General features: G+C 62.4%; 40 protein-coding genes, 2 tRNA genes and 1 pseudogene. 23 read left to right on the top strand and 20 right to left on the bottom strand.

Annotated features, from left to right (window positions below):
- Positions 1-42 precede the first annotated feature (42 nt).
- Together I6F20_RS06560 and I6F20_RS06555 are read right to left on the bottom strand one after the other, a co-directional pair.
- Positions 43-669, bottom strand: coding sequence for a PilZ domain-containing protein (locus I6F20_RS06560; RefSeq protein ID WP_225125501.1), 627 nt, complete (start codon positions 667-669; stop codon positions 43-45).
- Positions 670-818: 149 nt separating this feature from the next.
- On the bottom strand, positions 819-1475 hold the full coding sequence (locus I6F20_RS06555; protein ID WP_225125500.1) for a hypothetical protein: 657 nt from the start codon (positions 1473-1475) through the stop codon (positions 819-821).
- A gap of 117 nt (positions 1476-1592) precedes the next feature.
- Here I6F20_RS06555 and I6F20_RS06550 point away from each other — a divergent pair, with 117 nt between their 5' ends.
- Positions 1593-2042, top strand: coding sequence for a hypothetical protein (locus tag I6F20_RS06550; RefSeq protein WP_225125499.1), 450 nt, complete (start codon positions 1593-1595; stop codon positions 2040-2042).
- A 651-nt stretch (positions 2043-2693) separates the two neighbouring features.
- Here I6F20_RS06550 and I6F20_RS06545 read toward each other — a convergent pair.
- A tRNA-Glu gene (locus tag I6F20_RS06545) sits at positions 2694-2768 on the bottom strand.
- 224 nt (positions 2769-2992) lie between these two features.
- On the opposite strand from I6F20_RS06545, the gene I6F20_RS06540 reads away from it, so the two are divergent.
- From I6F20_RS06540 to I6F20_RS06530, 3 genes are read left to right on the top strand one after another with little or no spacing between them, the layout of a single operon-like run.
- Positions 2993-3247 carry a PilZ domain-containing protein gene (locus tag I6F20_RS06540; RefSeq protein WP_057029117.1) on the top strand — a complete coding sequence of 85 codons (255 nt, stop codon included), beginning with the start codon at positions 2993-2995 and terminating at the stop codon, positions 3245-3247.
- A gap of 50 nt (positions 3248-3297) precedes the next feature.
- Positions 3298-3546: a hypothetical protein gene (locus I6F20_RS06535; protein ID WP_225126000.1), complete on the top strand. Its 249-nt coding sequence runs from the start codon at positions 3298-3300 to the stop codon at positions 3544-3546.
- 5 nt (positions 3547-3551) lie between these two features.
- Complete coding sequence (locus I6F20_RS06530; protein WP_036022969.1) at positions 3552-3719, top strand: hypothetical protein; 168 nt, start codon at positions 3552-3554, stop codon at positions 3717-3719.
- Positions 3720-3847: 128 nt separating this feature from the next.
- On the opposite strand, the gene I6F20_RS06525 is transcribed toward I6F20_RS06530, so the two are convergent.
- Entirely contained in the window at positions 3848-4486 is a 639-nt protein-coding gene (locus I6F20_RS06525) for a glutathione S-transferase family protein (protein ID WP_225125498.1), read from the bottom strand.
- A gap of 377 nt (positions 4487-4863) precedes the next feature.
- Positions 4864-5316: a VOC family protein gene (locus tag I6F20_RS06520; RefSeq protein ID WP_225113580.1), complete on the bottom strand. Its 453-nt coding sequence runs from the start codon at positions 5314-5316 to the stop codon at positions 4864-4866.
- Between the two features lie 600 nt (positions 5317-5916).
- Between I6F20_RS06520 and I6F20_RS06515 the strand changes: the two genes are divergently transcribed.
- Positions 5917-6063 carry a hypothetical protein gene (locus I6F20_RS06515; protein WP_225125497.1) on the top strand — a complete coding sequence of 49 codons (147 nt, stop codon included), beginning with the start codon at positions 5917-5919 and terminating at the stop codon, positions 6061-6063.
- 40 nt (positions 6064-6103) lie between these two features.
- Here I6F20_RS06515 and I6F20_RS06510 read toward each other — a convergent pair whose 3' ends face one another.
- The 5 genes and pseudogenes from I6F20_RS06510 to I6F20_RS06490 all read right to left on the bottom strand — a co-directional run bounded on the left by I6F20_RS06510 (position 6104) and on the right by I6F20_RS06490 (position 9099).
- On the bottom strand, positions 6104-6904 hold the full coding sequence (locus I6F20_RS06510; RefSeq protein WP_225125495.1) for an abortive infection family protein: 801 nt from the start codon (positions 6902-6904) through the stop codon (positions 6104-6106).
- A complete protein-coding gene (locus tag I6F20_RS06505) occupies positions 6795-7082 on the bottom strand; it encodes a hypothetical protein (RefSeq protein ID WP_225125494.1) in 288 nt (95 codons plus the stop codon). The genes I6F20_RS06510 and I6F20_RS06505 overlap by 110 nt, the downstream gene beginning before the upstream one ends.
- 275 nt (positions 7083-7357) lie before the next feature.
- Positions 7358-8305, bottom strand: coding sequence for an NAD-dependent epimerase/dehydratase family protein (locus tag I6F20_RS06500; RefSeq protein WP_225125493.1), 948 nt, complete (start codon positions 8303-8305; stop codon positions 7358-7360).
- A 202-nt stretch (positions 8306-8507) separates the two neighbouring features.
- Positions 8508-8794: pseudogene (locus tag I6F20_RS06495) on the bottom strand (type II toxin-antitoxin system RelE/ParE family toxin).
- Positions 8791-9099, bottom strand: a complete 309-nt coding sequence (locus I6F20_RS06490) for a type II toxin-antitoxin system RelB/DinJ family antitoxin (protein WP_225113584.1) — start codon at positions 9097-9099, stop codon at positions 8791-8793. The pseudogene I6F20_RS06495 and the gene I6F20_RS06490 overlap by 4 nt, the downstream one beginning before the upstream one ends.
- Before the next feature lie 187 nt (positions 9100-9286).
- On the opposite strand from I6F20_RS06490, the gene I6F20_RS06485 reads away from it, so the two are divergent.
- Positions 9287-9487, top strand: a complete 201-nt coding sequence (locus tag I6F20_RS06485; RefSeq protein ID WP_036033381.1) for a hypothetical protein — start codon at positions 9287-9289, stop codon at positions 9485-9487.
- Positions 9487-9750, top strand: a complete 264-nt coding sequence (locus tag I6F20_RS06480; RefSeq protein ID WP_225125492.1) for a hypothetical protein — start codon at positions 9487-9489, stop codon at positions 9748-9750. Before I6F20_RS06485 ends, I6F20_RS06480 begins: the two co-directional genes overlap by 1 nt.
- A 4-nt stretch (positions 9751-9754) precedes the next feature.
- On the opposite strand, the gene I6F20_RS06475 is transcribed toward I6F20_RS06480, so the two are convergent.
- Together I6F20_RS06475 and I6F20_RS06470 are read right to left on the bottom strand one after the other, a co-directional pair.
- Positions 9755-9907: a hypothetical protein gene (locus I6F20_RS06475; protein ID WP_225125491.1), complete on the bottom strand. Its 153-nt coding sequence runs from the start codon at positions 9905-9907 to the stop codon at positions 9755-9757.
- Positions 9908-9965: 58 nt separating this feature from the next.
- Positions 9966-10157: a DUF3072 domain-containing protein gene (locus tag I6F20_RS06470; RefSeq protein ID WP_225125490.1), complete on the bottom strand. Its 192-nt coding sequence runs from the start codon at positions 10155-10157 to the stop codon at positions 9966-9968.
- A gap of 98 nt (positions 10158-10255) precedes the next feature.
- Here I6F20_RS06470 and I6F20_RS06465 point away from each other — a divergent pair, with 98 nt between their 5' ends.
- The gene (locus tag I6F20_RS06465; protein ID WP_225125489.1) at positions 10256-10489 is read left to right on the top strand and encodes a hypothetical protein; all 234 of its coding nucleotides are present in this window, start codon (positions 10256-10258) and stop codon (positions 10487-10489) included.
- Positions 10486-10710, top strand: a complete 225-nt coding sequence (locus I6F20_RS06460) for a hypothetical protein (RefSeq protein ID WP_085974320.1) — start codon at positions 10486-10488, stop codon at positions 10708-10710. Before I6F20_RS06465 ends, I6F20_RS06460 begins: the two co-directional genes overlap by 4 nt.
- 111 nt (positions 10711-10821) lie before the next feature.
- Here I6F20_RS06460 and I6F20_RS06455 read toward each other — a convergent pair whose 3' ends face one another.
- Positions 10822-11082, bottom strand: a complete 261-nt coding sequence (locus tag I6F20_RS06455; RefSeq protein WP_036022977.1) for a hypothetical protein — start codon at positions 11080-11082, stop codon at positions 10822-10824.
- Positions 11083-11220: 138 nt separating this feature from the next.
- On the opposite strand from I6F20_RS06455, the gene I6F20_RS06450 reads away from it, so the two are divergent.
- From I6F20_RS06450 to I6F20_RS06440, 3 genes are all read left to right on the top strand, one after another.
- On the top strand, positions 11221-11790 hold the full coding sequence (locus tag I6F20_RS06450; protein ID WP_225125488.1) for a DUF1236 domain-containing protein: 570 nt from the start codon (positions 11221-11223) through the stop codon (positions 11788-11790).
- 129 nt (positions 11791-11919) lie between these two features.
- Positions 11920-12132, top strand: a complete 213-nt coding sequence (locus tag I6F20_RS06445; RefSeq protein ID WP_225125486.1) for a DUF2934 domain-containing protein — start codon at positions 11920-11922, stop codon at positions 12130-12132.
- A gap of 737 nt (positions 12133-12869) precedes the next feature.
- A complete protein-coding gene (locus I6F20_RS06440) occupies positions 12870-13097 on the top strand; it encodes a hypothetical protein (RefSeq protein ID WP_035999684.1) in 228 nt (75 codons plus the stop codon).
- Positions 13098-13154: 57 nt separating this feature from the next.
- On the opposite strand, the gene I6F20_RS06435 is transcribed toward I6F20_RS06440, so the two are convergent.
- Both I6F20_RS06435 and I6F20_RS06430 read right to left on the bottom strand, forming a co-directional pair.
- A complete protein-coding gene (locus I6F20_RS06435) occupies positions 13155-13457 on the bottom strand; it encodes a hypothetical protein (RefSeq protein WP_225125485.1) in 303 nt (100 codons plus the stop codon).
- A 115-nt stretch (positions 13458-13572) separates the two neighbouring features.
- A complete protein-coding gene (locus I6F20_RS06430; protein WP_225125483.1) occupies positions 13573-14064 on the bottom strand; it encodes a hypothetical protein in 492 nt (163 codons plus the stop codon).
- Positions 14065-14336: 272 nt separating this feature from the next.
- Here I6F20_RS06430 and I6F20_RS06425 point away from each other — a divergent pair, with 272 nt between their 5' ends.
- The 3 genes from I6F20_RS06425 (at position 14337) to I6F20_RS06420 (ending at position 15853) form a co-directional block, all read left to right on the top strand.
- Positions 14337-14633 carry an HU family DNA-binding protein gene (locus tag I6F20_RS06425; RefSeq protein ID WP_008558895.1) on the top strand — a complete coding sequence of 99 codons (297 nt, stop codon included), beginning with the start codon at positions 14337-14339 and terminating at the stop codon, positions 14631-14633.
- Positions 14634-15035: 402 nt separating this feature from the next.
- Positions 15036-15170: a hypothetical protein gene (locus I6F20_RS37920; RefSeq protein WP_260347228.1), complete on the top strand. Its 135-nt coding sequence runs from the start codon at positions 15036-15038 to the stop codon at positions 15168-15170.
- A 485-nt stretch (positions 15171-15655) separates the two neighbouring features.
- Positions 15656-15853, top strand: a complete 198-nt coding sequence (locus I6F20_RS06420; RefSeq protein ID WP_035999739.1) for a hypothetical protein — start codon at positions 15656-15658, stop codon at positions 15851-15853.
- 13 nt (positions 15854-15866) lie between these two features.
- Here the strand turns inward: I6F20_RS06420 and I6F20_RS37915 are convergent, their stop codons facing one another.
- Positions 15867-15992, bottom strand: coding sequence for a hypothetical protein (locus I6F20_RS37915; protein ID WP_035999737.1), 126 nt, complete (start codon positions 15990-15992; stop codon positions 15867-15869).
- Between the two features lie 77 nt (positions 15993-16069).
- Positions 16070-16300, bottom strand: a complete 231-nt coding sequence (locus I6F20_RS06415) for a hypothetical protein (RefSeq protein WP_036022988.1) — start codon at positions 16298-16300, stop codon at positions 16070-16072.
- Between the two features lie 283 nt (positions 16301-16583).
- On the opposite strand from I6F20_RS06415, the gene I6F20_RS06410 reads away from it, so the two are divergent.
- Positions 16584-16868: a hypothetical protein gene (locus tag I6F20_RS06410; protein WP_036045604.1), complete on the top strand. Its 285-nt coding sequence runs from the start codon at positions 16584-16586 to the stop codon at positions 16866-16868.
- Positions 16869-16966: 98 nt separating this feature from the next.
- Here the strand turns inward: I6F20_RS06410 and I6F20_RS06405 are convergent, their stop codons facing one another.
- Entirely contained in the window at positions 16967-17131 is a 165-nt protein-coding gene (locus tag I6F20_RS06405) for a hypothetical protein (protein ID WP_167361660.1), read from the bottom strand.
- A 253-nt stretch (positions 17132-17384) separates the two neighbouring features.
- Between I6F20_RS06405 and I6F20_RS06400 the strand changes: the two genes are divergently transcribed.
- From I6F20_RS06400 to I6F20_RS06380, 5 genes are all read left to right on the top strand, one after another.
- Complete coding sequence (locus I6F20_RS06400; RefSeq protein WP_225125481.1) at positions 17385-18146, top strand: SIR2 family NAD-dependent protein deacylase; 762 nt, start codon at positions 17385-17387, stop codon at positions 18144-18146.
- Between the two features lie 198 nt (positions 18147-18344).
- Positions 18345-19007 (top strand): cold-shock protein, encoded by a 663-nt coding sequence (locus I6F20_RS06395; RefSeq protein ID WP_225125480.1) that lies wholly within the window; start codon positions 18345-18347, stop codon positions 19005-19007.
- A gap of 115 nt (positions 19008-19122) precedes the next feature.
- The gene (locus I6F20_RS06390) at positions 19123-19608 is read left to right on the top strand and encodes a DUF192 domain-containing protein (RefSeq protein WP_035999663.1); all 486 of its coding nucleotides are present in this window, start codon (positions 19123-19125) and stop codon (positions 19606-19608) included.
- A 92-nt stretch (positions 19609-19700) separates the two neighbouring features.
- Positions 19701-19777 (top strand) — tRNA-Pro (locus tag I6F20_RS06385).
- Between the two features lie 715 nt (positions 19778-20492).
- Positions 20493-20687 (top strand): hypothetical protein, encoded by a 195-nt coding sequence (locus I6F20_RS06380; RefSeq protein ID WP_036027955.1) that lies wholly within the window; start codon positions 20493-20495, stop codon positions 20685-20687.
- A gap of 12 nt (positions 20688-20699) precedes the next feature.
- Here I6F20_RS06380 and I6F20_RS06375 read toward each other — a convergent pair whose 3' ends face one another.
- Positions 20700-21872 carry an OpgC domain-containing protein gene (locus I6F20_RS06375; protein WP_225125479.1) on the bottom strand — a complete coding sequence of 391 codons (1173 nt, stop codon included), beginning with the start codon at positions 21870-21872 and terminating at the stop codon, positions 20700-20702.
- A gap of 253 nt (positions 21873-22125) precedes the next feature.
- Here I6F20_RS06375 and I6F20_RS06370 point away from each other — a divergent pair, with 253 nt between their 5' ends.
- Together I6F20_RS06370 and I6F20_RS06365 are read left to right on the top strand one after the other, a co-directional pair.
- Positions 22126-22431, top strand: a complete 306-nt coding sequence (locus I6F20_RS06370; RefSeq protein ID WP_024337795.1) for an ETC complex I subunit — start codon at positions 22126-22128, stop codon at positions 22429-22431.
- Between the two features lie 213 nt (positions 22432-22644).
- On the top strand, positions 22645-23139 hold the full coding sequence (locus I6F20_RS06365; protein ID WP_057029137.1) for an Lrp/AsnC family transcriptional regulator: 495 nt from the start codon (positions 22645-22647) through the stop codon (positions 23137-23139).
- A gap of 45 nt (positions 23140-23184) precedes the next feature.
- Here I6F20_RS06365 and I6F20_RS06360 read toward each other — a convergent pair whose 3' ends face one another.
- Complete coding sequence (locus tag I6F20_RS06360) at positions 23185-24213, bottom strand: AraC family transcriptional regulator (RefSeq protein ID WP_225125478.1); 1029 nt, start codon at positions 24211-24213, stop codon at positions 23185-23187.
- Positions 24214-24287 lie beyond the last annotated feature (74 nt).

The following is a 24287-nucleotide window of genomic DNA, read 5'->3' as shown; positions in this document are numbered from 1 at the left end:
AAAAGCTGATCCGGCATTGGGGCCGCTATAGGGCGGCGAAATTCAGGCCGACTTCAGCAAGGGCGCGCGGACGATCAGGCGGACGAGGTCGTCCCGGTCCAGCTTTTCGGCGAATTTGACCGCAAAGCCGTGCTCGAACTTGCGGATCACCCGCCCGACACAGGCGCCGACCGCAAGCGGGGTTCCGACCACCGGATCATACTCGGAGGACACCGCGACGCCGGCCGTCGAGACGTCGATGATGAAGCACGGATGGCAGCTGCCGTCCGCGAGGGTCAGCACGGTGTGCGAGACTTGCGGAACGAAACGCGCGTCACGCCGCAGCTCCCGAACGCTGGCATCCTTCTGCTTCTTCTCGAGCCATGTCAGCTTTTCCGACATCCAGACGCGCCGCGCCCGCGTCATCTCGAGCTCCATCAGGAAGCCAGCCTTCAGCGTCGCGCTGATGGTGCCCTGGAATTCGCCGAAATCCTCGAAGTAGGAGGTCAAGCGCTCGCCGACCTTGCCGACCACCGGCACATCCACGATCATCCGGAACGGCGAGACGCGCTTGGTCCGGCAGGCGAAGCTGCGGAGCTTGCCCTCGCAATCATACCAGCGCGGCAGCGAGTAGCTGCCGCTGACCGCAACGTCCACTGCTCGCTGCCTCAGGAAGTCTGCGACGGACATGAGCGCTGACCGGGGGTTCGGGTGATTGCCGTAGTTCCACGGTAGCGAGCAAATTCTAAGCAAATGATACTGCTGCCTAATAGCTGGGGTGAATTTTCGGTAAATGGCGCGGGTCGGCAGAGCAGCGGGAAGCGCGGCATAAGCGACGGCTAGCGAGGTCCGAACAGCACCAGGATAGCCAATGCGGCAAAGGCGAACTGGATCATCGTCCATATCAGTCCGTTCGGACGGATCTCCCATCGCAGGCGCGGCAATGCGCGCCGCAGCGCGAGCCCGGTCAATGCTTCGACGAGGGCGAGCAGAATGGCAATGCCGGCCAGGGAAGACCATGACTGGGTCGGAGGCAGCCAAGACGCGAGCCAGGCGGGAACCGAGGCATTCAGGGGGCCGAGCAACGCGAACCATCCGAACCAGAATACAAAGCGCTTGACGAGGTCTTGGCCGATCATTTCGGGCTCGAGGCGGATACCGATGCTTGCCAGCGCGCTTTCGATGCGCTCGCCATCGGTCAGGAAGAGAAAGGCACCGAGGTAGAGCGGAACGCGCGAATGGAAGAGCAGGGCGATGACACCGAACAGCACGATGTAGCCGAAGGCATCGCCGAGAATGTCAGCGACGGCCTGGCCTGACCGCTCCGGCGAGGGCGGCGTCAACGCCGCTTGGCGCTCGGGCAGTGATTGGAGGTGGGCCATGTGCGCCAGCATCTTGGCGCGCCGGTCCGGCGCATGCTGGCGCGGGTGGCGCAGCCATGTGGGAAGCGCCGGCATCTGCGATGCGTCTGCAATGTCGGCTTTGAGCTGCGGCATGGGCCTCGACCGGTTTCGACCTGACATTGGTCGGAGACGAGGGGCGAGGAGGTTCATGCTGCCGCGGCGGCTTGCGCCTCTGGCGCTCCCTAGCGGAATCGAACCGCTCACTCCACCGTGAAAGAGATGAGAATAGGTCCATGGCCGTCCACCTCCGTAAAAATAGACATCGACAAGGCACAAACGAAGCTCAGGAAGATCCGCGCGCAGTGGCAAAGGAGAAGCCCATCACCCGCGCTGGCATCACGCGGCGCCGCAACGCCGCCAAGCGTCGGCGGCTACGCCTCCGGACACCGTTGGGGGCGGCTCGACGCCGACGGCGCGTCGTCAGCGCAGAACAACAACCGGCGCCTGTTGTGGCTCGCGATCGAATGGGGATTGGAACGAGCTCCGAAGGTCGGCGCCGAGCTGTGCGACTACTGCCGGAAGCACGGGATCAACGTCGACTGGATACTCGACGGCGATCTAAGGGGCCTCAAGAGGATGATCGACGAACGCCGAGGGCACCAGAGGGCTGAGCGAGCCCTTTCGCGAGGTATGCCCAGCTCACGCCTGAGCACCAGCTGATCGTGACGGCCGAGATCAACCGCATCCTGGCGGAGCGCGACCAATGAAGCACCATTGAGCAGGGCCCGCCGGTTCACGCTGGCGGGCCGTTCGTTTCAGGCATTTCTGCGTGGAACAACTGCCATTTGCAATGGAACCGGAATTAACATATGATATTTTTATTACAGTTTAGATTATTACAGTTCAGAGTTGTGTTCGTTGAAGCAGATTGCACCCCAGGGGCTCTGTCGGCGCCCCGCTCTCGTCACGCCTGAAATGGTTGCACTCGCGATCCTCGGGGGTCTGGCCCTGCTTGCTGTGCTTTGGGGGTGGTCGAGCCCACGAGTTGAAACGCCCCAGCACGTGGTCACAAAGCCCAATCCTCCTGATTGCTACTCAATCGGCAACAGGGTAGCCGCTGGCTGCTTCGACAAAAATAAATGAGCGATGCCGGCGGCTTGCCTCGCGGCGACCGCAGGTTGCACAGGAGGCGCGACCGGCCGCGGCTGATGACGCACCGCCCCGGGCTCAGGCGGTAAGCACGATGGCCCGCCGGTTCACGCTCGCGAAGCGGGGCGGCGATCGAGCCCCACGTCCATGGGTGTTCGCACGGGTTTATTGGCCACACGTTGGACACGGCGGCAGAGTGGATCTTTGAGTGATTGATTTTGCTGGCGCTCCCTAGCGGAATCGAACCGCTCTCTCCACCGTGAAAGGGTGGCGTCCTAACCGATAGACGAAGGGAGCAAACGCAGGGCCCTGCCGTTTTCCCGGCACGGCCGCTGGCCGGCCGAACAGGGCCCGGCGGCTTGCAGCGGGCGAACGTATAGTGGCCTTTGCGCTCCCGGGCAAGCCGTTCGGGAACGGTCTTTCCGGCCCGGTGGATAGCCCCGGGGCGCGGGATCATTCGGAGGCGATTTCAACGGTTTGTTAGCGTTCCCTACGTAGCGCTGGACGGGGAGATTTTGCCGATGCCACCGCCGAAGAAGCGCGCAGCCCGCAAGCTGCTGTCGCAGCACGCCTGGATCACGCTGGACGGCGGCTTTGCCGCGCGGCACTGCCTGGTTCAGGACATCTCGGATTCGGGCGCCAGGATCACCCTCGACGAGGACGCGAGCCAGCTTCCCGGCGTGATCCGGATGGCCTTCGCACGCGATGCGCGCACCGGGCGGAGCTGCCAAGTGGTCTGGCGCCGCGGCAAGTCGGCCGGCGTCAAGTTCCTCTAGCTGCGGACGGTCCGATGGCGCGCGGGTCCGGTCCGGGCTACAAGGCGGCGATGCGCACGCAGCTCCTCATCCTGCTCTCCTTGCTGGCCACGTCCGCGACTGCGGCTGAGAGCCTGCGCCTGCCGCCTGCCGAGCCGCCACAGGCGGGCAAGGTGCTGCCGCTGAACGGCAGCACGGCCGGCAAGGTGAGGGCAGGCGCCTGCGCCGCCTACGGCCGGGGCTTCGTGATGGCCGAGGGCACCGGGACCTGCGTCAAGCTCGGTGGCTCGACCAGCGTCGACGCTGGCATCCGGCGCTGAAGCCCATGCCCGCGGATCTGGTGCGGCTCGACATCATCGTTCCCGTGCTGATGTATTGCGCGCTGCTGTGGTGGGTCGGCCGCGGCCTCAGCTGGACCGCGCGGCTCGCCACGGCTGCCGTGACTCTGGTGCTGATCGTCGTCGTGCTGCTGGTCGAGCGCGGCTGGCGCTAAAGCCTGAAACAAAACCGCGAAAACAACCCCATGCACAGTAGCCGTCAAGCGCGGCGGTGACGCCGCGGGAAGCGCGCCGGAACGAGGATTCCCCGCGCGATCGCCGCAGCTTAAGGCGCGCGAGGGGTTCACGACATCGGCGGTGCGACGAATTGCGCAAATCCGGGCCGCTTGCCGAGCTCGGCGAGCCAGCGCGTCAGGTGCGGCTGGGCCGGCCGGCTGATGCCTTCGACCCCGAGCCAGCGCCGCGCATAGGATCCGACCGCGATGTCGGCGAGCGTGAACGCATCGCCCTCGATGAAGCGGCGCGTGGCGAGCAGGCGGTCGGCGATGGCCCAGACCTCGGCGGCAGCATCGGCATCGCGCTGCACCTGGATCATATCGCGCTCGGCGGGCGCGGTGCGCACGATGCCCCAGAATACCGGGCGGTCGACCGGCTGCACCGTCGCCAGCGTCCAGTCGAGCCAGCGGTCGACCGAGGCGCGCTGCTTCGGCGCCTCGGGATAGATCGGCGTGCCGCGGCCATGCGCCATGCAGAGGTAGCGCATGATCGAATTGGATTCCCACAGCACGAAGTCGCCCTCGACCAGCGTCGGAATCCGCGCGTTCGGATTCATCGCCAGATATTCGGCCTCGCGCGTCTTGCCGTATTGCATGCCGGCATCGATGCGCTCGTAAGCCAGGCCAAGCTCGGTGCAGCACCACAGCACCTTCTGCACGTTGACCGAATTGGCGCGGCCCCAGATCGTCAGCTTGGTATCGGCCATGAAGCGTCTCCCGCGGCATTGTTCGGTGTCGTAGCCTGGATGGAGCGAAGCGCAATCCAGGGCTGACAGTCCCGGATTACGCTTGCGCTCCATCCGGGCTACAGATCCACCTCGCTGCGAGTGATAGCGGAATTCGGCGCGCGGAGCGATGCGCGATTGCATCGCGTCCGTCATGCAAAAAGCTCCGCACGCGGCGGAGCTTTCCTTGCAAAGTTCAAACCGACGCTCAGCGGCCGAAGAACAGCCACAACAGAATGATCACCGGGATCGGCACGCCAAGCATCCAAAGCAACAGCCCTCTCGCCATCGCATCCTCCTCCAAATCGGTTTCGTGAAAGGAGAACGCCGGGCGAGGGGCCTTGTTCCGGCCGGCGCCGTTACCAGTGGCCGGTGTTCGGCATCGACGCCCACGGCTCCTGCGGCGGCTTCGGATCGCCCTTCTGCAGCAGCTCGATCGAGTGCAGGTCCGGCGAGCGGACAAAGGCCATGTTGCCGTCGCGCGGCGGACGGTTGATGGTGACGCCCGCCTTCATCAGCTTCTCGCAGGTGGCGTAGATGTCGTCGACCTCGTAGGCGAGATGGCCGAAGAAGCGATCCTCGCCATACTTCTCCTCGTCCCAATTGTAGGTGAGCTCGACCAGCGGCGCCCCGCGCGTCGGCGGCTGTTTCTTCAGTGCCTCGAGATCGTCCGCCGAGCACAGGAACACCAGCGTGAACCGCCCCTTGTCGTTCTCGATCCGCCGCACCTCCTTCAAGCCCAGCGCATCCTGGTAAAACTTCAGCGCGACATCGAGATTGCGCACGCGCAGCATAGTGTGGAGGTATCGCATGGTTGTTGCTCCCTGGAACGGACGGAGGGTTTTGTGTTGGGCCGGGACGGCGGGGGTAGGAAATAGCAGGAAAATGCAGCGGGGGCACTGCCATACGTGCCGCTGACGTGCGGGTAAAACTCGCTTTGTTTTGATGGCGCTATTGCGGAGTTTGGAGGCGGTAGTTAGTCGAGCCCCTGACTGTGGCCGCACCCCTCTTGAGCCCTCGGGCGGGGGGAGGCATGGCGCCGAAGGCGGGGCGTTCGGTAACTGTCAAGAGAGTGGTCGAGAATGAGTGGGGAAAACCACCGCATTCCCTTAGCTGTGGACAGGACGAATATCCCGGATAACTCAGACGCAGCTACGCGCGCACGCGAACCCAGTGATATTGGTTGGCCGTGAGTTTGCGCTGTCTCACCGGGACGTGACCGGCATCCGTATAGGCCCGGCTTCGTACCGAATCCGAAAACATTAAAATGGCGCCAGGCGAGGTGAATCGCCTGACGCCTGGGGTGGAGATCCCGAAGGACTCTCCGCCTGAACAACTGAGGTTCTCGCTCCCCCCAGGCGCCCTGTCAATCCCGCGAGACATCGGTTCTCGCTACCAAAAGGTGTGCCCTGATGAAACGTACCCGCAAGATCACCATTATCGAGGAAGTCGAGGTAATGCCCTCGGCGCGGCCGCCCAGCGGTCGCGAGCGAGGCCCTTGGTATTTCATCGTTCGTATCGGGTTGGCGATTGCAGCGATCTTCCACGGAGGGCATTAGCCTGCTTGCTCGGTCAGGGTCCGAAGTAAGGGCGCCGCTACTAAGGCAATTTCTTTTCAGCCTCGCTGAGGAAGAGAATAGTTGAAGCAGTCATGTGCAGCACGTAGGACACCAACTCCTCGGGCGGTTCATTATCCGGCAGTGTTCCCGCCCCATGGCCCCCTTGACGGTTGCGAGCGGTGGGAATGCCCGATGAAAGGATGTTTCTCACGCCGGTGAAATGGTTCTCCCAATATGAGGGGATCAAACCATTATCAAGACAGGTCCGAACAAGCTCGGACGCGGTGGAGCGATTGGGGTCAAAGGGCCATCCGCGCTTATGACAGATGACCTTCATCGTGCTCTCGAAGGACTTTGCACAGTCAACCAAAGCTTCTTCATATTTTCCATGCCGGTAATGATCGAAGGCACTGAGAAATTCATCCTGCGCGTTTCTGAATTCCGCTCCTCGCAGAACGGCCAGCGAGGGGACCACTGCCTCGGCATGGACAAACTCAGAGTCCATCCGAATGATCTGACGATTGACAAATTGATAGCCGACGCCGTGCTCCTTAAAGCGGATATTGAGTTCTTCGATAGCCTCGGTGGCGATCTGGTCCGACCTCTGCCGATTAAGGTATTCGAATTTACGCGTATGGCCGTCGATAAGACGAAAGGAGAGCTCGACCGCATCGAGAAGACGATCTGTATCGGTTTCACGTTCAAACCAATCCCGAACGTCTTGATATGAGTCACTCTTCGAAAACCGATCGACGTTCGGGGTCAGTGTCCATGACGCTGAATTCGCGGCGTAGGACCTGAGCGATACCGTAATAGCATTGAAAAATCTGATCGTCGCCACGGCGTCCGCGTGTATGGTAGGGCACACCGATTGCATCGTCCCAAATATGTTTGATCTGAATTTTCAGGCCGTATGGGATATGATCGTATTTATAGACGTCCGGCTGGCTGCGGCTTTCGCGCGCCTTGCGTTTTGAATAGAGGTCGTAGACTGGCATCGGCGTATATTTTTTCGACATCGTCGTACTCGTGAGAAAGAACCTTGAGACGAGTAAGTTGGGTCACAATCTTGTTGGCCTTATCAACGATCCCGTCTGTCAGCGTAGTGGCTGACAACGTGCATTCCTTATAAGATTTGAGATACCAACCTCCTGCGGCTATTGCGGCAGAGATTATCGCCAGGAATGCTCCACTGTTTACGACAGTGAACAAGCGGCGATACCTTGGTTCTTGTAGAACTTCAAGTGCGTCGGGATTTTCCTCTGGAGGCATCTCGTGCGCGTTCATGTTCAACCTACAAATGAATCAAATGGAAGGGTGTAGTATTCCAAAGCTGCAACCAAAATAGAAGCCCTCCTGAGAGGGCTTCATTGGCGGTGGGCCCCATACATCGAACTGATCGCAGGTGGAGAATCCCAAATCCAGGCATCAGCTGGCTACGAAGGATCCATACGGCGCCTGAGACTGTCTTCAGTCCAACACCTAGCTGACTGCGTGCGCCAGCAGCCGAGCAGCGTTGTGAATCCACTGACCGCGTTGAATATTGCGGCGCAAAGCGCGCCGGTTGGGCTTGATCTGCATCACGTTCGAAGCAGCTCCGCCATCTCTTTCCAATGATAGATGCGCACCTTCCCGGTTTGATGCCCCGCGCGGCTTGGGCGATGGCGTGCGCGATGTCGTTGCCGGTGAGCCCGCGATACCGGTCGGCGGGACCGAGGAGCAGCGGATTGAGCACGCCCCATATCGCGGCGATGAGGCGTTCACGCGGGCGATCCTCGTCGCGCGCGCCGAGGATCATTGAGGGGCGGAAAATATGCGTGTGCTCGAAATCGAGCGAGAGAATGTCCCGTTCAACTTCGCCCTTGGTCCTGAGATAGAACACGCTGGAAGCGGCGTTGGCGCCAACGGCTGTGACCAGAAACACCGACCGCGCGCCATTCGCCCTGGCAATCTCGGCTGCCAACACCGGATAATCATGATCGATCTTGTAGTACTCGGCCTCGTCAGGCGTGTGCTTGCGCGTCGTCCCCAGCGCGATGAAGATCTCGTCCGCAACCAATTGGGATTTAAGTGCGGGCAGGGAAGCGAGATCGCCGATCAGCACCGTGAGCTTCGCATCGCTCACCGCCAGCGGCTTGCGGGCCACCGCCACAACCCGCGAATAGTCCGGACTGTCCAAGAGATCGCGCAGCAAATGCGAGCCGATGAAGCCGGATGCGCCGAAGACAAGTGCGGTTTTCATTCAAGCCACCGGTTTGCGTTGAGAGACCAATGCAAGTTGATGAATGCAGATCAGGAGGCCCAAGGCAACTTGGATTAGCTCGTGGGATGGGTAGAGCACTTGCGAAACCCATCATGTTTCGTAACGAGGCGCTCGATGGGTTTCGCTCCATCCTACGCGCTGTCAGTTCATGGAGCCCTGACAGCTTTCCGCAGCCTCAATCTTAGGGAAGCTCATCGGGCCACTTCTGGGCGCCGTGCAGGACGCGCAATATCCGGATCGAGCTTTCCGTTACGGTATAGGCCGCGACGTAGGGAGTGCCGACAATGACGAGCTCGCGTGTGCCGGCGACACGGCCAGGCGCCCACTTTCGGGAAACTCGACAAGTCGATGCGCAGCGGCAGCGATCCTCTCGTCGAGCGCTATGGCTGCCCGAGGATTTTCAGCGACGATGTGGGTGAAGATGCCGTCGCGGTCCGACAGCGCGAACGCGGACCAGACGAGCTTCACGACTTTGGTTCATCCGCCCTGCGCCGAGCCGCCGCCCGCCGCTTTGCGAAATGCGCTTCAGCCTGTTCGTCGGAGGTATCGGGCCGGGTATCGTTCAGCGCCTCCAGAACCTTCGCGCGAAACCAGGCGTCATGAGCCTTGCCGTTCGTGAGGAGCTCGAGCGGTAGCGCGCCCTCATTGGCAGTCCGGGTGAGCAGGATGCGGACCGCGTCCGACACCGTTAGCCCCATCTCCTCAAGGACGGCCGAGGCGCGATCACGGACTTCGGCGTCGATGCGGGTCTGAACAAGGGCATTTGCGGCCATGTTACTTTCTTTACTTTCTCCGAAGCGATACGTCCAAGGTAATTCAATTGAATGACGAGTGCAAGGCGCCCGCGGGAGCGCGGCGCGGTAAGCGTGCTGTGTCATCGCCTATCGGCTCGCGTTCGGCCGATCAGCCACCGCGATGACTGCTCGTGAACCCCGCCAGAGCTGGCGCCGACCAAACGCCATGGCCGCACTCGTTGCAGAACTCCTGTTCGATCTCGTCAGAACCCTGGTGGGTAGCTGGCTGAGACAGGCTGCGGTGGCCATCTGTGCGTGGCTCGATACGAAGATTCACGGCCGCGCGGCACGCTTTGTCGTGGGCGGGCTACTCGGGATCGCCGCCTTTTTCCTCATTCCTGTTATCGCTGGCCTGCTGGGTCTTTGATGCCCTGGCTGAGGACATATCTCGTCATCGCATTGGCCGTGGGGGCGCTCGTCTCGACGGTGCTCCTCGTCCTAGAGCCGCTGACCGACTTCGCGTTGCTTTGGCTGGAGTGGCCGGGCATCAGCGCAGCGTATTTTTTCCGGGGAGCGGTCGGAGGATCGAACCTGCTCGGCATCGGCATTGCCTGGGTCGTGAATGCGCTGACCTATGGTTTCGGTGCTTTCGTCATTCTCAGCGCCTTTAGGGTGTTGAGGGACGCATGATCCCTCACGCCGTCTCCTGGTCATCCTTCGCGACGATCTCGACTTCGAAATAGCCCATGTCGCGGAGCTCGGCGGCTTTCTTCTCGGCCGCTTCCTTTGTGTCTCGCTTCAGGATGATCTGGCCCGCTCCATCGCGGGCACAAACGAAATAAGGCATTCTCGATTCCCAATTTCGTTTGCATACGCATCGAGCCGGGTTCCCGCAACCGGACGGCTCACTCGTCCAGCCCAGCCTTTTGCCGCATCTTGTCGATCAGCTCGGAGGCCTCGGCCTTGGTCAGCTCGTCCGCGGGCGGGCTCTCGTGCGCCTGCTCGGCGAGGGTCTTGAGATAGGATTCCTGGGCTCCGGTCATCGGATCGTCGCCGGAAACCCAGTCCTTCGGGTCCTTTTGAGTGTTATCAGCCATCGCACATCTCCTATTCCGCTTTCCGTAGAACGTCGGACTCGACTCTTCGTTCCGTTTTTGTTCTCATGGGCCCTCTCTAGAATTCGCGAGGCGGAACAATGCCGGACCTGGACTATCTCAGGCGGGAGATCGAACGGATGCGCATCCAGATGGGCAGGCAGCGGAAGGAGATCCTCCAGCTGCAACGGGCGGGGATCGGCACGGCTTCGGCGCAAGCGCTGCTGTCGCGGATGGAGGCGAAGGTCGAGAGCCTGTGCACCGAACGCGACGCGCTGAAGGCGGCAGAGCCGCGCCAGACCAAGGGCAGGGTGCTCGGCGGGAGGACGTGGTGAGCAGGCGGTGGTTCGATGACGAGCGAGACCTGTCGCCCTTCCTGACCGCGCTCGAGGACGTTCGCCGCAGAGCGACGCGGGAAGGGTGGTGCTATGCCCACGTCCAGGCCATCATCGTCGCCATCGACCAATACGCGGAAGCGGCGACGGGCAACCGCGAGTATTTCCTGAACAAGCCGGTTTCGATCGGGGACAACCGCAAGGCCGCGGACATTCCGTGACTGGCGCTGCGGTCTCTGCTGCTGACGTCGGGCGGAGCCGTCGATGCAAGTTGGGCTGCAGCCATGCGCACTCCGTCGCCGGATCGACGTGGCCGCAGAGCGTCGTGCCGACTAGCCCGTGGGACTGATGTTCGGATCATCCGGTTCAGGCAACACGCCGCAACCGGGTGTCTTCTCCGTGTCGGTCAGCTCCGGCGTGGCGTGCGGACCGGCAGGGTGTGGCCTGCGTTCGGCCGAGGCATCCGCCGGGATCGACTGCAGCCTGGTTTCCGAGTTGCTCTGCATTGCTTCTGCCTGACTTGGTTCGAGCGCGAGCGTTCGCGGCGCGAGGCGGGCGATTGACTCACCGCCCTTCAGCCGGCCGTTGCGCAATTGCGGTTGCTGTCGGTACGCCGGTGCGGACGCAACGTTCCAATTTCAAGGACGTGCTCCATTCAGAGCCGTCGCTGAAGCTGTAGGAACGGAGAAGCAAGGCCCGGGTTGGCCCGAAGCAACTGGAGGCATCTCACGATGGTCAAGGATCTTCCTCGGGACGAAGAGCGAGAAGGCACACGCAAGCTGATGATGTGGGGATCGGCGGCCGCTGCAATCCTCTTTGTGGGCTTCGGGCTGTGGTTTGCGGCTCCCCAAATGTTCGGCGTGACCGACTACGTTGGACGCCCCTCGACCGGCGCGGACAACAGCGCGCCTGCGACCACGGTCGGCACGGGAGTTCCAACACAACGCGACGCAGTCAGCACCGCTGCCAAACAAGATCCCGCTGCAAATGAGGATTCGAGCGGCGCTCGCGCTCGCCAGATCAAGGAGAGTAGCCAGCCGGCAAACCTCACCGCGCAACAACGCGAGCAGCTGCGCTCAGTCCTTTCGACATCGCAAAGCCCCGCAATGGATCGGCCGAATTTCGAGATGATGATCGGCACCTCGGTCCCGCGGCAGACCGAGACGGCGGACCTGCCGCCGGAGGTGACGCAGATCCTCAACGGGTTCTGGGGAGATCAGTACCTGATCGCGGGGAAGTCCCTCGTGATCGTCGATCATCATTCCCGCCGCGTCGCTGCGATCATTGCCGACGTGCGATGACGTCCGCGTTTCGCGAAGACGTCAGGGCCCGCAGGCTCGTTGCGATGTTCCGGCTCGGGGAACGTTGGTCGCTTGAGAGCTTGTTAACCGACCGCGCCCAGGATGCCGCTCCGAATTGGAGGGACATCGATGTCAGACCTGGAACAAGCGATCCGCGAGCGCGCATACCAGATTTGGATGGAGAGCGGTGGGGCGGACGGCCACGCCGAGAGGCATTGGCTCGAAGCCCAGCGCGAGGTTCTTTCCGCCTCGCTTGCCGCAGTCGCGCGCGTCTCGAAAGTCGGCGCCGAAAAGCCGAAGGCGAAGCCGGCAGGTGCGCGAAAGAAGCGCCGCGCCGCCTGACGCGTGCAGTCGCTCGGTCGTGACACGCGCGCGCATGCAAGCCATAAGCACGCGCGTTGTCGTCGCCCCGGACTAGCGGGGTGAGACGGAGGAGGGCGCTGACCTCGCACGCCCGGGCGAAGCGGTCCTGCTTCGCGGCGAGGCAGCCGCACGGCTCTTGCCGGACTTCGGACCAGTTCTTGGTGTGATCCCGTTCTGCTCGTCGAACTGCTTCAGCCAGGCCGCGATGTATCGCGGGTCGTCGGGACAAAGCCGCTCGAGCAAACGAAGGTTCTGCGCTCTGAATTCCACAAGGGTTTTCGGCATCACGGCTCCTCAAAACCCTGCCCGTCGCAAAAAGTGCGGCCGGACGGCCGCCGGGTCAACGGCAAAGAGCGCTTGAAATCCCGGGCAAGCTGATGCAGCGCCAAAAGCGAAAACCCCGCCCTTTCAGGAGCGGGGTTCTCTGTCGAGGTGAAGCTTAGGGACGCTTCAACTGTAAGACGCGCGAGCGGCAAGAAAGTTCAAAAGAACATGCGCCAGCTTCGCTGGAGTGGGGAGGCGCTCGCGCCGGGCCATTACAAATCCGTAAGTCGGTTGAAAATCGACGCCGAAAAACTATCTCTGCGTCAGGCGGCAGCGTAACAAGCCGCCCCTCAACTGACACCCAGCCGCCGCGCTCAGAAAAAGGTGAAGCTGGGTCCTTTGACATTCTCCCGCTTAAGGTCCCGCCTCATTGGCCTCAGAGGCAAACGTCGATGGCTGCCCGCACCTATAACCACGAACGCTGGTCGGAAGACGACGACCGGCTGCTTCGATCCATGTGCGAAACGGGAAAGAGCCTCACGCTGATGATCGTGAAGCTCAAGCGTCCCATTGCATCGATCAGGTCGCGTGCGATCGAGCTTGGCATCAATCTTCCGGGCACGCGCATCGGTCTGCGACGGAAGCGGCGAACAGCCCGCACGCCCAGACAAAGCCGCTGAAGCGACCACGACAATTCCGCCGCGCCGCTCTACGCGAGCGGAGCGGCTGAACGATGCTCAGGCCGCAATCCGCTGTTCGACCGGCGCCGTCAGGAACTTGAGCGCTTCGGCGTGGGCGAGATCCGGAACCGCGATCGCCGTGTGGCTGTACATCGCGTGTGTGCGCGACGTCGCGATCTGGTCCAGGATCCCCTTGCCCTTGATGACGTGGAGGCCCATGCCGTCATTGACGGGGAAGATCGCCAGCACCACATCGTAGGCCGCGATCACGGCTCTGAGCGCCTCGGCCTTGTCTTCGGCGACATCTACAAAAACACGAACATCTGCCGCGAGTTCACGCAGCTCGTTAAAATCCAGCACTTTGAGGATACTCCAACGCAACCAACCTGACAGAAGCTTGGTCGCGTTAGGTTACTGAAGCGTCAACAACGGATCGCCGGCCACAAGTTTCACGAACGAGGAAGCGCGATGCGATCTAGCGCTTGGCGTCCTCCTTGCGCAGCCTGGCTTCGGCGGCCTCGTCGACGAGAGTCAAGTTGGCGCCGTCATAGCTCAGCTTGAAACCGCGGCCGACGATCCAGATCCAGCCTTCCCGGTCCTTGATGGCCGAGGCGTTGAACTGCTCGGAAATCGATTTGACGGCGGTTTCCTGCGATCCCGGATTGTTCAGCGTCGCATTGACGCGCCAGATCGGATGCCTGGGATCGGTCTCGTCGCCGTCGACGGCGACCTTGGCGCCGTTGATGTCGCATGTGAGCGTGTACGGACCTCGGCTCGGCCGGCAGAGATAGTGGCGTCGCGCGACGAGCTTGTTGGCCTCGTCGAATGTCATCCCGGGCGAGAAGCCGAACATGTCGGACTTTTTCACGAGGGCGAAGGACGCAGGCTTCAAGAAGCTAGGCTGGATCGCGACGAGGGCTGCGACGGCGACCACGATCAAACCTGCGATGACGATAGCGACCTTCATCAGAACCCCATCAGATACCTTTCCTGGCTTATAGCAGCCGCGGCGCTGTGCCAGGTTCGAGAAATTGCGGGTCCTAAAATTGCAGGTCCTCCAACGTCTTGCACGGGAAGTCGGGAACCTCGCGGAGCCCGTGCTTGCGTTTTTGGCCTCGATAGGGTCTAAGCCCGATCGCTTCATGACTTCTGGCATGAATCAGCAGCGCGCACTCGCGGGTCCGGCCGCGTCCCCAGCAGCAGAATTGCTCCGCGCACCCATTCAAAGGAATTCAGACCATGGCGAAGATGACGAAGACCCAATTGATCGATGCAATTGCCGAGGGCACGCAGCTTTCGAAGAACGACGTGAAGTCGGTGATCGAGTACATGGCGACGGTCGGCTACAAGGAGCTCAACGAGTCCGGCGAGTTCGTCATTCCCGGCTTCGTGAAGATGTCGGTCGTGAACAAGCCGGCGACCGAAGCCCGCATGGGCATCAATCCCTTCACCAAGGAGCCGATGCAGTTTGCGGCGAAGCCCGCCAGCAAATCGGTCAAGGCCTCGCCGCTGAAGGTGGCCAAGGACGCCGTCTGACGTGCCGGCGATGTCGGTGCGGTGGGCTCATTGACGCGCCGGCGCAGCAATCGGGGGGCGAGGCTTCGTTCCCTCACCATCCTCATCCGCTTCACAAGAAAAAGCCCCGCGCTTTCGCGCGAGGCTTTTCTGGCTGACGGCGTTGGGATTTCAGCGCCTGGCCGACAGCCATGGCTTTAACCTAAAGTTGAAATCGCAAAAAGCAACAGCGCCGCCACGACGGAGTATGTTCGTCAGGCGGCGCTGCCGTGTAACTGGGCGCTGAAATCCCCAGCTTCCATAGGTGCTTGCCGCGCCGAAAAGGTTCAACGCCGCCCCCACCAAAATTTTACGTCCGGGGCTGGACTTTTTGTTCTCATTTTGTTCTAGGGAGGCGCCTTGATGGACCGTTGGAGGTTGCTCATGACCGTCGAAAAACAGCGCGAAGTGATCAGGCTCTGGAACGAGCTCAGAAAGGTCGAGGGCCCTGCGGCGGAGGAGCTGCGCATCCAGATCCTCGAATGCTTCTCGAAGGAGAAGCCGAAGCGGGCCGCCTGACTTTGTCGACGCCACGCGGCAACGCGCAAGCGCGATCCGCTCCGAGGGTTCGCGCTTGGTCTCTCGCCGCGCTGCTTGCCGGCGAAGAGTCTTCTCGAAGTTTTGTCGATGAAGAGTCTTGTTGCAGAAGAGACTTGTTGCAGAAGACACTCGTCGAAGAAGGGTCCTGCCGCGTCGATGGTGTGAGCGTGCGCGCTTTCATCGATGGTTAGGAGTTGCTCTCCGCGCATTCTTGCGACTCCGATTCGTTCTTCGCGAACGAAACGGAGTCGAAGCTGGAACAAAGCCGGGCGTTCTTGCGCGCTCTCGCCGCGATGGTGCCGGATGCGTCTGGCTAACGATAGCTTATGCGGATGCCGATAACCCTATTCGGTTAGGTTAAAAGCCCAATCGCGTTGCGCTTGCTGCGGCTTGGGGTAGGTGTTCGGCAAAGACAAGCAAGAAACGCCTTTGCCGAAAACGATTTGCCCAAGCAGCAATTTGCCATGATGCCTTTTTCAACTCCGTCCTTTTTCCAAGGCGACCGGCACACCTACCGGCGCGTCGCCGTCGTCGGCACGCTGTTCTGCCTTGCTTTCGTTGTGATCAGCTTCTCGCTGCGGCCGCAGGCCGAGGACACGCGCGTTGCGGTCAAGGCCGACCGGCTGGTCCGCACGGCAGGCCAAGCCGCGCGCGCCAACTAACGCCGCGCGCCAATTAACGCTCGTCGCCGCAACGGCGGTCATCGGCCCGCGCCTGCGGGGATCCGGCGCCGCGCGAGGCGAGCGCCACGAAGCCGGCATAGCCGGACAGGTTGAGCAAGACTTCGAGCCAGGCGGGCATATCTCTTTCTCTCCGCTCAGCAGGGAACGGACTCAACGTCCGCGCGCATTCCTGGTTCCATACTCCTGCGAAGAAACTCAGAGCCGGGTGGTCGGGTCGAGCCGGCGGCCGAGGGTCGCGACGGATTCGCTCGACGGCTGCTCCTTGAGGAACTCGGCGATGGCCTGCGCCAGCTCGCGGTCGCTCATCGGCGTCGGCGGCGGGCGCAGCGTGCCGACACCGAAGCTGCGGACGATCTCGTCGTAATGTTCATCCTCGGATTTTGGAACCAATTTGCGGATACGGGCCAGCAAAGCGGATAAGGGCAAACTCTCCTCCATGATTGTCGTCCCCGCTGGCAACCGTCATGGTCTGCTGCCATCTGCTCCCATGAAACTGAAAACCCCGCCAGCACCGCGGAGATGCTGACGGGGTCTTCGTGCTGTCGCCTCGACCCGGATGGCGGAGGCTCCCGCACTTGAGAGGCTAACCCCCGTCTCGCCGTTTCGTTCCCGCTTCATCGACATTTCTCGCCTGCGGGCTGGTTCCATCCATGCGGCAACCATCGCAGGCGCTCGCCGTTGTCTCGGCGACACGCGAAGGAGGACAAGCATGAAGAAGACACTGGCAGTTCTGGCCACCATCGCGGCGGTTGGTGTGACCGCGGTCGCGGCGCCCGCGCCGGCTGAGGCGCGTGGCCGCGGCGGTATCGGCCCGGGCCTCGCGTTCGGCCTCGCCGCCGGCGCGATCACCGCGGGCGCAGTCGCGGCTTCCCAGCCCTATGGCTATTACGGTCCCCGCTACCGCTACTACGACGGTCCCGCCTATTACGGACCGGGTCCGTACGCCTATTACGGCGGGCCGTACTACCGTCACCACCACTACCGTCATTGGTAGTCGGCGAATAGCGAAAAGCCCGGAGCGGAGCTCCGGGCTTTTTTCATTCGCAGGTCTTGTTTACTCGCCCATTTTCGCCCTTGCCGACGCGATGATGCCTACGGCCAGAGCGAGGGCCGCTCGACCTTGCGGGCATTCTCCAGCGTCGCCACGAAATATTCCTCGCGCTCGCGCTTGAACTTTTCCTGCGTGGCACGGAAGGCGGCGACACGGGCGGCGATTTCTTCGCGTTCGCGCTCTTTGCGTTGTTCGTCTTCGGTCATGTCAAATCCCCTCTACACCTGAGTATGTGCACATCCGAAACTCAAGCACTGCCGCCGCAATCACGTTGAGTCGCGTCAACACATCCATTGGCACTTCCGAATGGGGCGTCAATGGGGAGGAGGCATTGCAGGATTGTGATATGCGAAGGTCGGAAGAAATTGCCGAGCGCATTGCGTTAGCGCTTGATAAGAGCGTCAACGATCTTGCCGCTTGCGCATGTTGCTGTCAGGCCAAACTATTCGGGAGGCGCGGTTGATCGCATCGGATCTTCAGAGCGGTATCGAACGGCTCGGCGACATGATCGCCGAGGCCAGGACCATCGTGCCGTTCACCGGTGCCGGCATCTCGACCGAATGCGGCATTCCCGACTTCCGCTCGCCGGGCGGAATTTGGACGCGTAACCGTCCGATCCCGTTCGACGAGTTCGTCGCGAGCCAGTCAGCGCGGGACGAATCCTGGCGCCGCCGCTTTGCGATGGAGGAGGTCTTCGCCGCAGCGAAGCCCGGCCGCGGCCATCGGGCGCTGGCATCGCTCTACCGCGCCGGCAAGGTTCCCGCCGTCATCACCCAGAACATCGACAATCTGCACCAGGCCTCCGGCTTCGCGCCGGAGCACGTGGTTGAGCTTCACGGAAATACCACCTATGCGCGCTGCATCGGATGTGGGCAGGTTTACCCGCTCGACTGGGTGAAGCGCCGTTTCGATGACGATGGCATCGCGCCCGACTGCACCGCCTGCGACGCGCCGGTGAAGACCGCCACGATTTCCTTCGGGCAGATGATGCCGGACGAGGAGATGCAGCGCGCGACAGCGCTGTCGCAGGCCTGCGATCTCTTCATCGCGATCGGTTCCTCGCTGGTGGTCTGGCCGGCGGCCGGCTTTCCGATCATGGCCAAGCGCGCCGGTGCACGTCTCGTGATCATCAATCGCGAGCCGACCGAGCAGGACGACATCGCCGACCTCGTCATCCACCACGACATCGGCGAGACTCTCGGGCCCTTTGTCGGCAATTGAGGCATCAATTTGATTCGCGGCTGTGCAAGCTGTTCATAGGTTCCGGCGAATCTCTTTTTTGTCTATGCGTCTCAACCGGGAGTGTTATCTTTTGAGTCGAAAGATTCGCGTCGCGTCGAATTGAGAACATTCTCTTAAGGCGCGTGATTCGAGCGCCGCCAATGTGGCGGGTTGCATGGCAGTGTGGGGTCCGGGGTTATGGGGTCGTCGGACGGATTTGAGTCCAAGAAGCTTGGAGTTCCCGGACAGGGCACCTCGCAGGGGCGATTGACGCCGGGCGAGCATGGCGGAGCCGGCCGCGACAATGCGCTCAATCCCTTCACCGGATTGGGCGAACCCAGCGCCAACCTCGTCGAGGTCACCGGCGTCATCAAATGGTTCGACGCCTCCAAAGGTTACGGCTTCATCGTTCCCGACAATGGCTGGCCGGACGTGCTCCTGCACGTTACCGTGCTTAGGCGCGATGGCTTCCAGACGGCTTATGAGGGCGCCCGCATCGTCGTCGAGTGCATCCAGCGCGCCAAGGGCTACCAGGCCTTCCGCGTCGTTTCGATGGACGAGTCGACCGCGATCCACCCGGCGCAGATGCTGCCGCCGCGCACCCATGTCACGGTCACCCCAACCAGCGGGCTGGAACGGGCCCAGGTCAAATGGTTCAACCGGCTGCGCGGATTCGGCTTCCTGACCTGCGGCGAGGGCACGCCCGACATCTTCGTGCACATGGAGACGCTACGCCGCTTCGGCATGACTGAGCTGAGGCCGGGCCAGTATGTGCTGGTCCGCTTCGGGCCCGGCTCCAAGGGCATGATGGCGGCCGAGATCCATCCCGAGACCGGATCGCCGGGATTGCAGTCGCACTAAGGCTATGACTTCCAGCAATTGTGAGCAGAGGCGCGCTGCAAGTCCGGCGCGCCTCTTCCTTTTCCGGCGGTCGCCGCGTAAGGACTGATTGAAGTCCCACGCCGCGAGAGCCCCGATGAATTCTGATCGAAAGGCCGCCTGGTCCGCTCTGAAGGGCTGGCTGGCCGCCATCCTCGTCATCGCCGGCTGGGCCGTCGCCGGCGCGCCGGCCGGCGCCGCGAGCTTCCAGCCGCTCGAGATCGTCACCAAGAACGGCGTGCAGGTGTTCTCGGTCGAGATGGCAACGACCCCGGAGGAGAAGGAGACCGGCCTGATGTACCGCAAGGAATTGGCCGACGGCAAAGGCATGCTGTTCGACTTCAATCCCGAGCAGGAAATCTCGATGTGGATGAAGAACACTTATGTGTCGCTCGACATGATCTTCATCCGCGCCGATGGCCGCATCCTGCGCATTGCGGAGAATACCGAGCCGTTGTCGACGAAGATCATCTCCTCCCGGGGACCCGCCCGGGCCGTGCTGGAGGTGGTGGCGGGGACGGCGCAGAAGTACGGCATCCGCCCCGGTGATCGCGTCGGCCACCCCCTGTTCGGCGGCAAATAGGACGGGCAGGGGCGATTGCGGCCCAGGCCGGCGGCTTTGGAAAGCTTGCTGGCGCTCCGGGAAGCGTGTATCGACGGGGCTCGCCGGACATTCGGGGTATAGCGCAGCCTGGTAGCGCGGCAGTTTTGGGTACTGCAGGTCGTTGGTTCGAATCCAGCTGCCCCGACCAGTCCCGGGCGGCGCTGGCCTAGAGGTCAGCATCCAACCGGCAATGGCCAGGCATCTACGCGTCCGGCCTCCGCTTCGCGCGGAAATCAGCAAAGCCTCATCGAACCTTCGCCCGTCGCGATAGACAAATCCGTGTTGGGGATTTCAGCGCCCAATGTCTAACCGGACGCCGCCAAGCGATGAATATTCCGCTTGCGCGGCGTTGCGTTTTGTCCGCCGCGCTCGTCAGTTCGAGGCGTACCAGCCGGGCGGAAATGGCACGTACGGCCAGGCCATCTGATTGTCGTTGGCGGCTTGCGGCGGCCGTTGCGACGCCATGCTCACGATTGGCGCGGGCGGGATCACGCGCAACGCGAGGCGCAGACGCGCACATTGCAATTTCATCATTGTCGTCCCCCCAGCAATCTACTTGCTTCCAAACGTCCGATCGTCTGCAAAGTTCAGTCTTAAAATCGCCCTGCGCCGAAACGGCGCGCCCGTCCTCAAATCACGGGCATTCTAGAAAAACCGGCGCGGGCTTTCAACCAAACGCGCCGCTCCATCCCAAGAAGTAAGGTTGATCGGCAAGGTTAAAGGCGAGCGGCTGTTGCGGCCGTTTGGCTGGCTGCTATCAGGTCGGTCCCGGCTCGCGATGGGCTGTCCATTCTGTGCCACCACAGATGATTGTTCGTCGCGGCGCGCGGATCAGCCTAAGTTCTGCGCCAGCGAGTTCTGCCATGTCTATTGACCGCAACATCGGGACCATCGGTCCGCAGTCAAACTGGACCGAGATCTGGCACCTCTGGACGGTGATCGTGCCGCGCCGCTCCATCAACGGGCAGTTCGTGCTCGGCAAGGTCTGGCGCCGCCATGACGGCCGAGACTGGATCTACAAGAAGTTCACCGAGTTCGACGGCGAAGAGGCGGCCTAACTGCCGCCTCTCTCAGGCCGCCTTCGCCTCCGCAGCCGGCTTGGCCGGCGGCGGCTTCAGCGGCTTGTCCTGCTTCTTCGACCACGAGATGTAATAAGCCACCGTCGTCATGATCGCGATGCCGGCGACGCTGACGAAGATCTGCGCGAGCAGCGACCCTGAGCTCATCGACAGCTCGAAATGACCGACGAAGGACAGGAACACGCCGACGCAGAACACGGCGAGCGACTGCTGGCCACAGACGATCAAGGGGTCGAACACCTTCCACTCCAGCCCCGGCCACTCCTTCGGCACGAAGCGGATCACCAGGATCACGATCACCACGAAGTGGAGGAAGCGATACGGTGCGAGGTTGGTCTTGTCATTGGGGTTGAAGGCCGAGAACAGCCATTCCGGGAACATGCCGCCGAAGGTGGGGAAACGGCCGGCCATGGTCATGACCAGCGCGAACAGGAGATAACCGAGGCAGACCCACAGCGTAACAGGCGAATTGATCAGCGTTGCCGAGCGCCGCGCGCCCCCCATCGAGCACCAGGCGCCGAACACGAACAGCACCTGCCAGCAATAGGGGTTGAAGTACCACTGGCCGGCCGGATAGGCGGTCAGGTTCCAGCCGTTATGGCGCGCGGCGAGCCACAGCACGATCGACAGTATCATCGTCAAATCGGGCTTGCGCAGCATGAACCACAGCACCGGCGGAAACAGGCCCATCAGCACGATGTAAAGCGGCAGCACGTCGAGGTTGAGCGGCTTGAAGCGCAGGAACAGGCCCTGGCGCAGCGTCTCGGTGGCGTTGTCGACGAGGCCGGCGACGTTGAACTCGTTGATCATCTCGGAATCGCCGAAGCGCAGCGCGAGATAGCTGATTGATGCGATGTAGATCACGAACAGGATGATGTGGGCGACATAGAGCTGCCAGACCCGCTTGGTCAGCCGGGTGGCACCGACGATGAAGCCGCGGTCCAGCATCATCCGTGCATAGACGAAGGAGGCGGTGTAGCCGGAGATGAAGACGAACAGGTCGGCCGCGTCGGAAAAGCCGTAGTTGCGGGTCGTGATCCAGTTCACGACGTTGTCGGGGATATGGTCGAGAAAGATCGCCCAGTTTGCGACACCGCGAAACAGGTCGAGCCGGAGGTCGCGACCCTTGTCGGGAAGTGTGGCGCTGACGTTCAGGAAGGCCATGCGTCGGGAGCTTTCAGAGAGGACAGAAGCACGGAGATCGATGAAACCGGGCCGCCAAACGGGGTCCCAGGATGAAACGCGGGTACGCAATTGTCACGGTGCAGCATAATGACTATACCGTTGGCGAGGGTTGCCGGGCCCGGAATCAGGATCAGTTCCCAACCGGCTTCTCTATACTATCCCCGAGATTTCCACCAACTGCCACCGTGACGCATCGAAATCGAACGGAAAGACCAAGAGGCCCGGACCAGTCATGACCGCACGCATTTTCAAGCCCGCCAAGAACGCGATGCAATCCGGCCGGTCCAAGACCAGGGAATGGCAGCTCGATTACGAGCCGGAGCAGCCGCGCTCGGTCGAGCCGCTGATGGGCTGGACCTCGTCGGCCGACATGAAGCAGCAAATAACGCTGCGCTTCCACAGCAAGGAAGAGGCGATCGCCTATTGCGAGCGCAAGGGCATCGCCTACCAGGTGATCGAGCCCAAGGAGTCGATCCGCCGGCCGGTTGCCTATGCCGACAATTTCTCGTTCCGCCGCGGCGAACCCTGGACGCATTGAGGGGCCATTCTCACCCGAAGCATCCAAAGTGCCGTCATGCCCGGGCTTGTCCCGGGCATCCACATTTTTGGCGGTAGACGAAGAACGTGGATGGCCGGGACGAGCCCGGCCATGAAGAAGGGAGCGGCTGGTCGCCCGCGCCTGAGAACCCTTGGCACCAATTCCGCCCCGTGCTTCGCTGCCTCGCATGACACGACCAGGACGAGGTGGGGGATGGCGGGGCGTGACCAGCTCGACGGCGTCGATCTGAAAATCCTATCCGAACTGCAGCAGGACGGGCGGGTTCGCAACAACGAGCTGGCGCTGCGGGTCGGCGTGTCCGCGCCGAACTGCCTGCGGCGGCTGAAGTCGCTGTTCAGCCGCGGCGTGATCCGGGCGGTTCGCGCCGTGATCGACGAGCGGCTGCTCGGCTACGAGGTGGTGTCGTTCGTCTCGATCCAGCTCGGCAGCCAGGCCCAGCCGGTGCTGGAGGCGTTCGAGAGCTCGATCGCCGCAATCCCGCGCATCCAGCAATGCTGGCGGATTTCCGGCGACACCGACTATCTGCTCAAATGCGTGGCCCCGAGTGTCGAGAGTATGCGGCAGCAGCTCCTGCATTTCGCCGCGATGCCTAACGTCAAGAACGTGCGCAGCTTCCCCGTGCTCGGGGTTGCCAAGGACGTGCCGCTGCCATTGCAGGAGGTCGCGGTGGCAGAGCCGGCGGGGTAGGGCTCCGAATATTCCACGATCAAGTCTGAATCTCAGAAAAGCGCCTCAGCGATACCGCCCCCGAAACTCGCGCGGGGAGGTGCCGGTCCAGGTTCGGAAGGCCCGCGAAAAGCTCTTCTCGTTGCGGAAGCCGGCGATCTCGGCGATGCGCTTGATCGGCGTGCGGCCGCGCATCAGCTCCTGTTTGGCCAGCTCGAATTTCGTCTCCTCCTTGAGATCGCGCAGCGAGGTGGACTCCTCGCGCAGACGGCGATGCATCGTGCGGGTGGAGAGCGCAAGCTCGCGCGCGACGTCCTCGGCGCCGAGGACCCGTCCGCGCGCTTCTCGCAGCACGCGGCGGACGCGCTCGACCAGCAGGCGGTCGCGCCGGTACGGCAGCACGGTGAGCCGGAGCGCGCCCTTGAGCATGTTGTCGAGATCGGCCGCGCTGCGCGTCAGCGGTAGCGACAGATAGTGCTTGTCGAAGACGATGGCCGCGCGGTCCGCGTCGAAGCGGACGCTCCGGCAAAAGATGGTCGGATAGACCGAGACGTGGCCGGGCTCTGAGTAAGGAAACTCAGCCGCGCGGAGCGCGATCTGGGAGTCGACAGCCCAGCATGAGAAGCCGAGCACGTAGCGGAACAGCGTGACGAGGCAGAACTCGCGGAAGGGTCCGAGGTCACGGAGCTGACGGATCGACACGACGGCGGTCTCTTCGCCAACCTCGAGATCGAGCAGCACATCCTCTGTGACCAAGCGGTGATGCCGGCACCAGCGCTTGAGCGCGACCTCCAGCGTCGGTGCGGTGATCGAGGCCCGGCACAGCATGCCGTAGGTGCCCCATGGCAGCCGGCGCGAGAACCAGCCAAGCGCCTCGTCATCGAGCTCGCGCATGGCATGGCCCGCCAGCGCTTCGAACTGGGCCGCGGTCACACGCCCATCAGGAGAATTCACAAGCTCCGGCGCGACCTGACCCCGGCTCAAGGCTTCGGCGGGATCGCGGCCGTAATGCTCGTACGCGGCCACCACGCCGCGGACGAAGGCGGCGGGCGTGACGGCGCGGCGCGGAATCGCGGTGGCGGCTTGAAAAGGCATCGGAATTCCTTTCGGAAATCCTCGCCAAGTTTGGCGGAAAATGCAACCTTTTCGACTGCAAGAGGGCCGGGACC

The organism is Bradyrhizobium sp. IC3123 (genome assembly GCF_020193625.1).
GTDB classification, from domain to species: Bacteria; Pseudomonadota; Alphaproteobacteria; order Rhizobiales; family Xanthobacteraceae; genus Bradyrhizobium; species Bradyrhizobium yuanmingense.
Note: the sequence above shows the minus strand (reverse complement) of the source record. Positions and strands in the feature narration are given on the sequence as shown.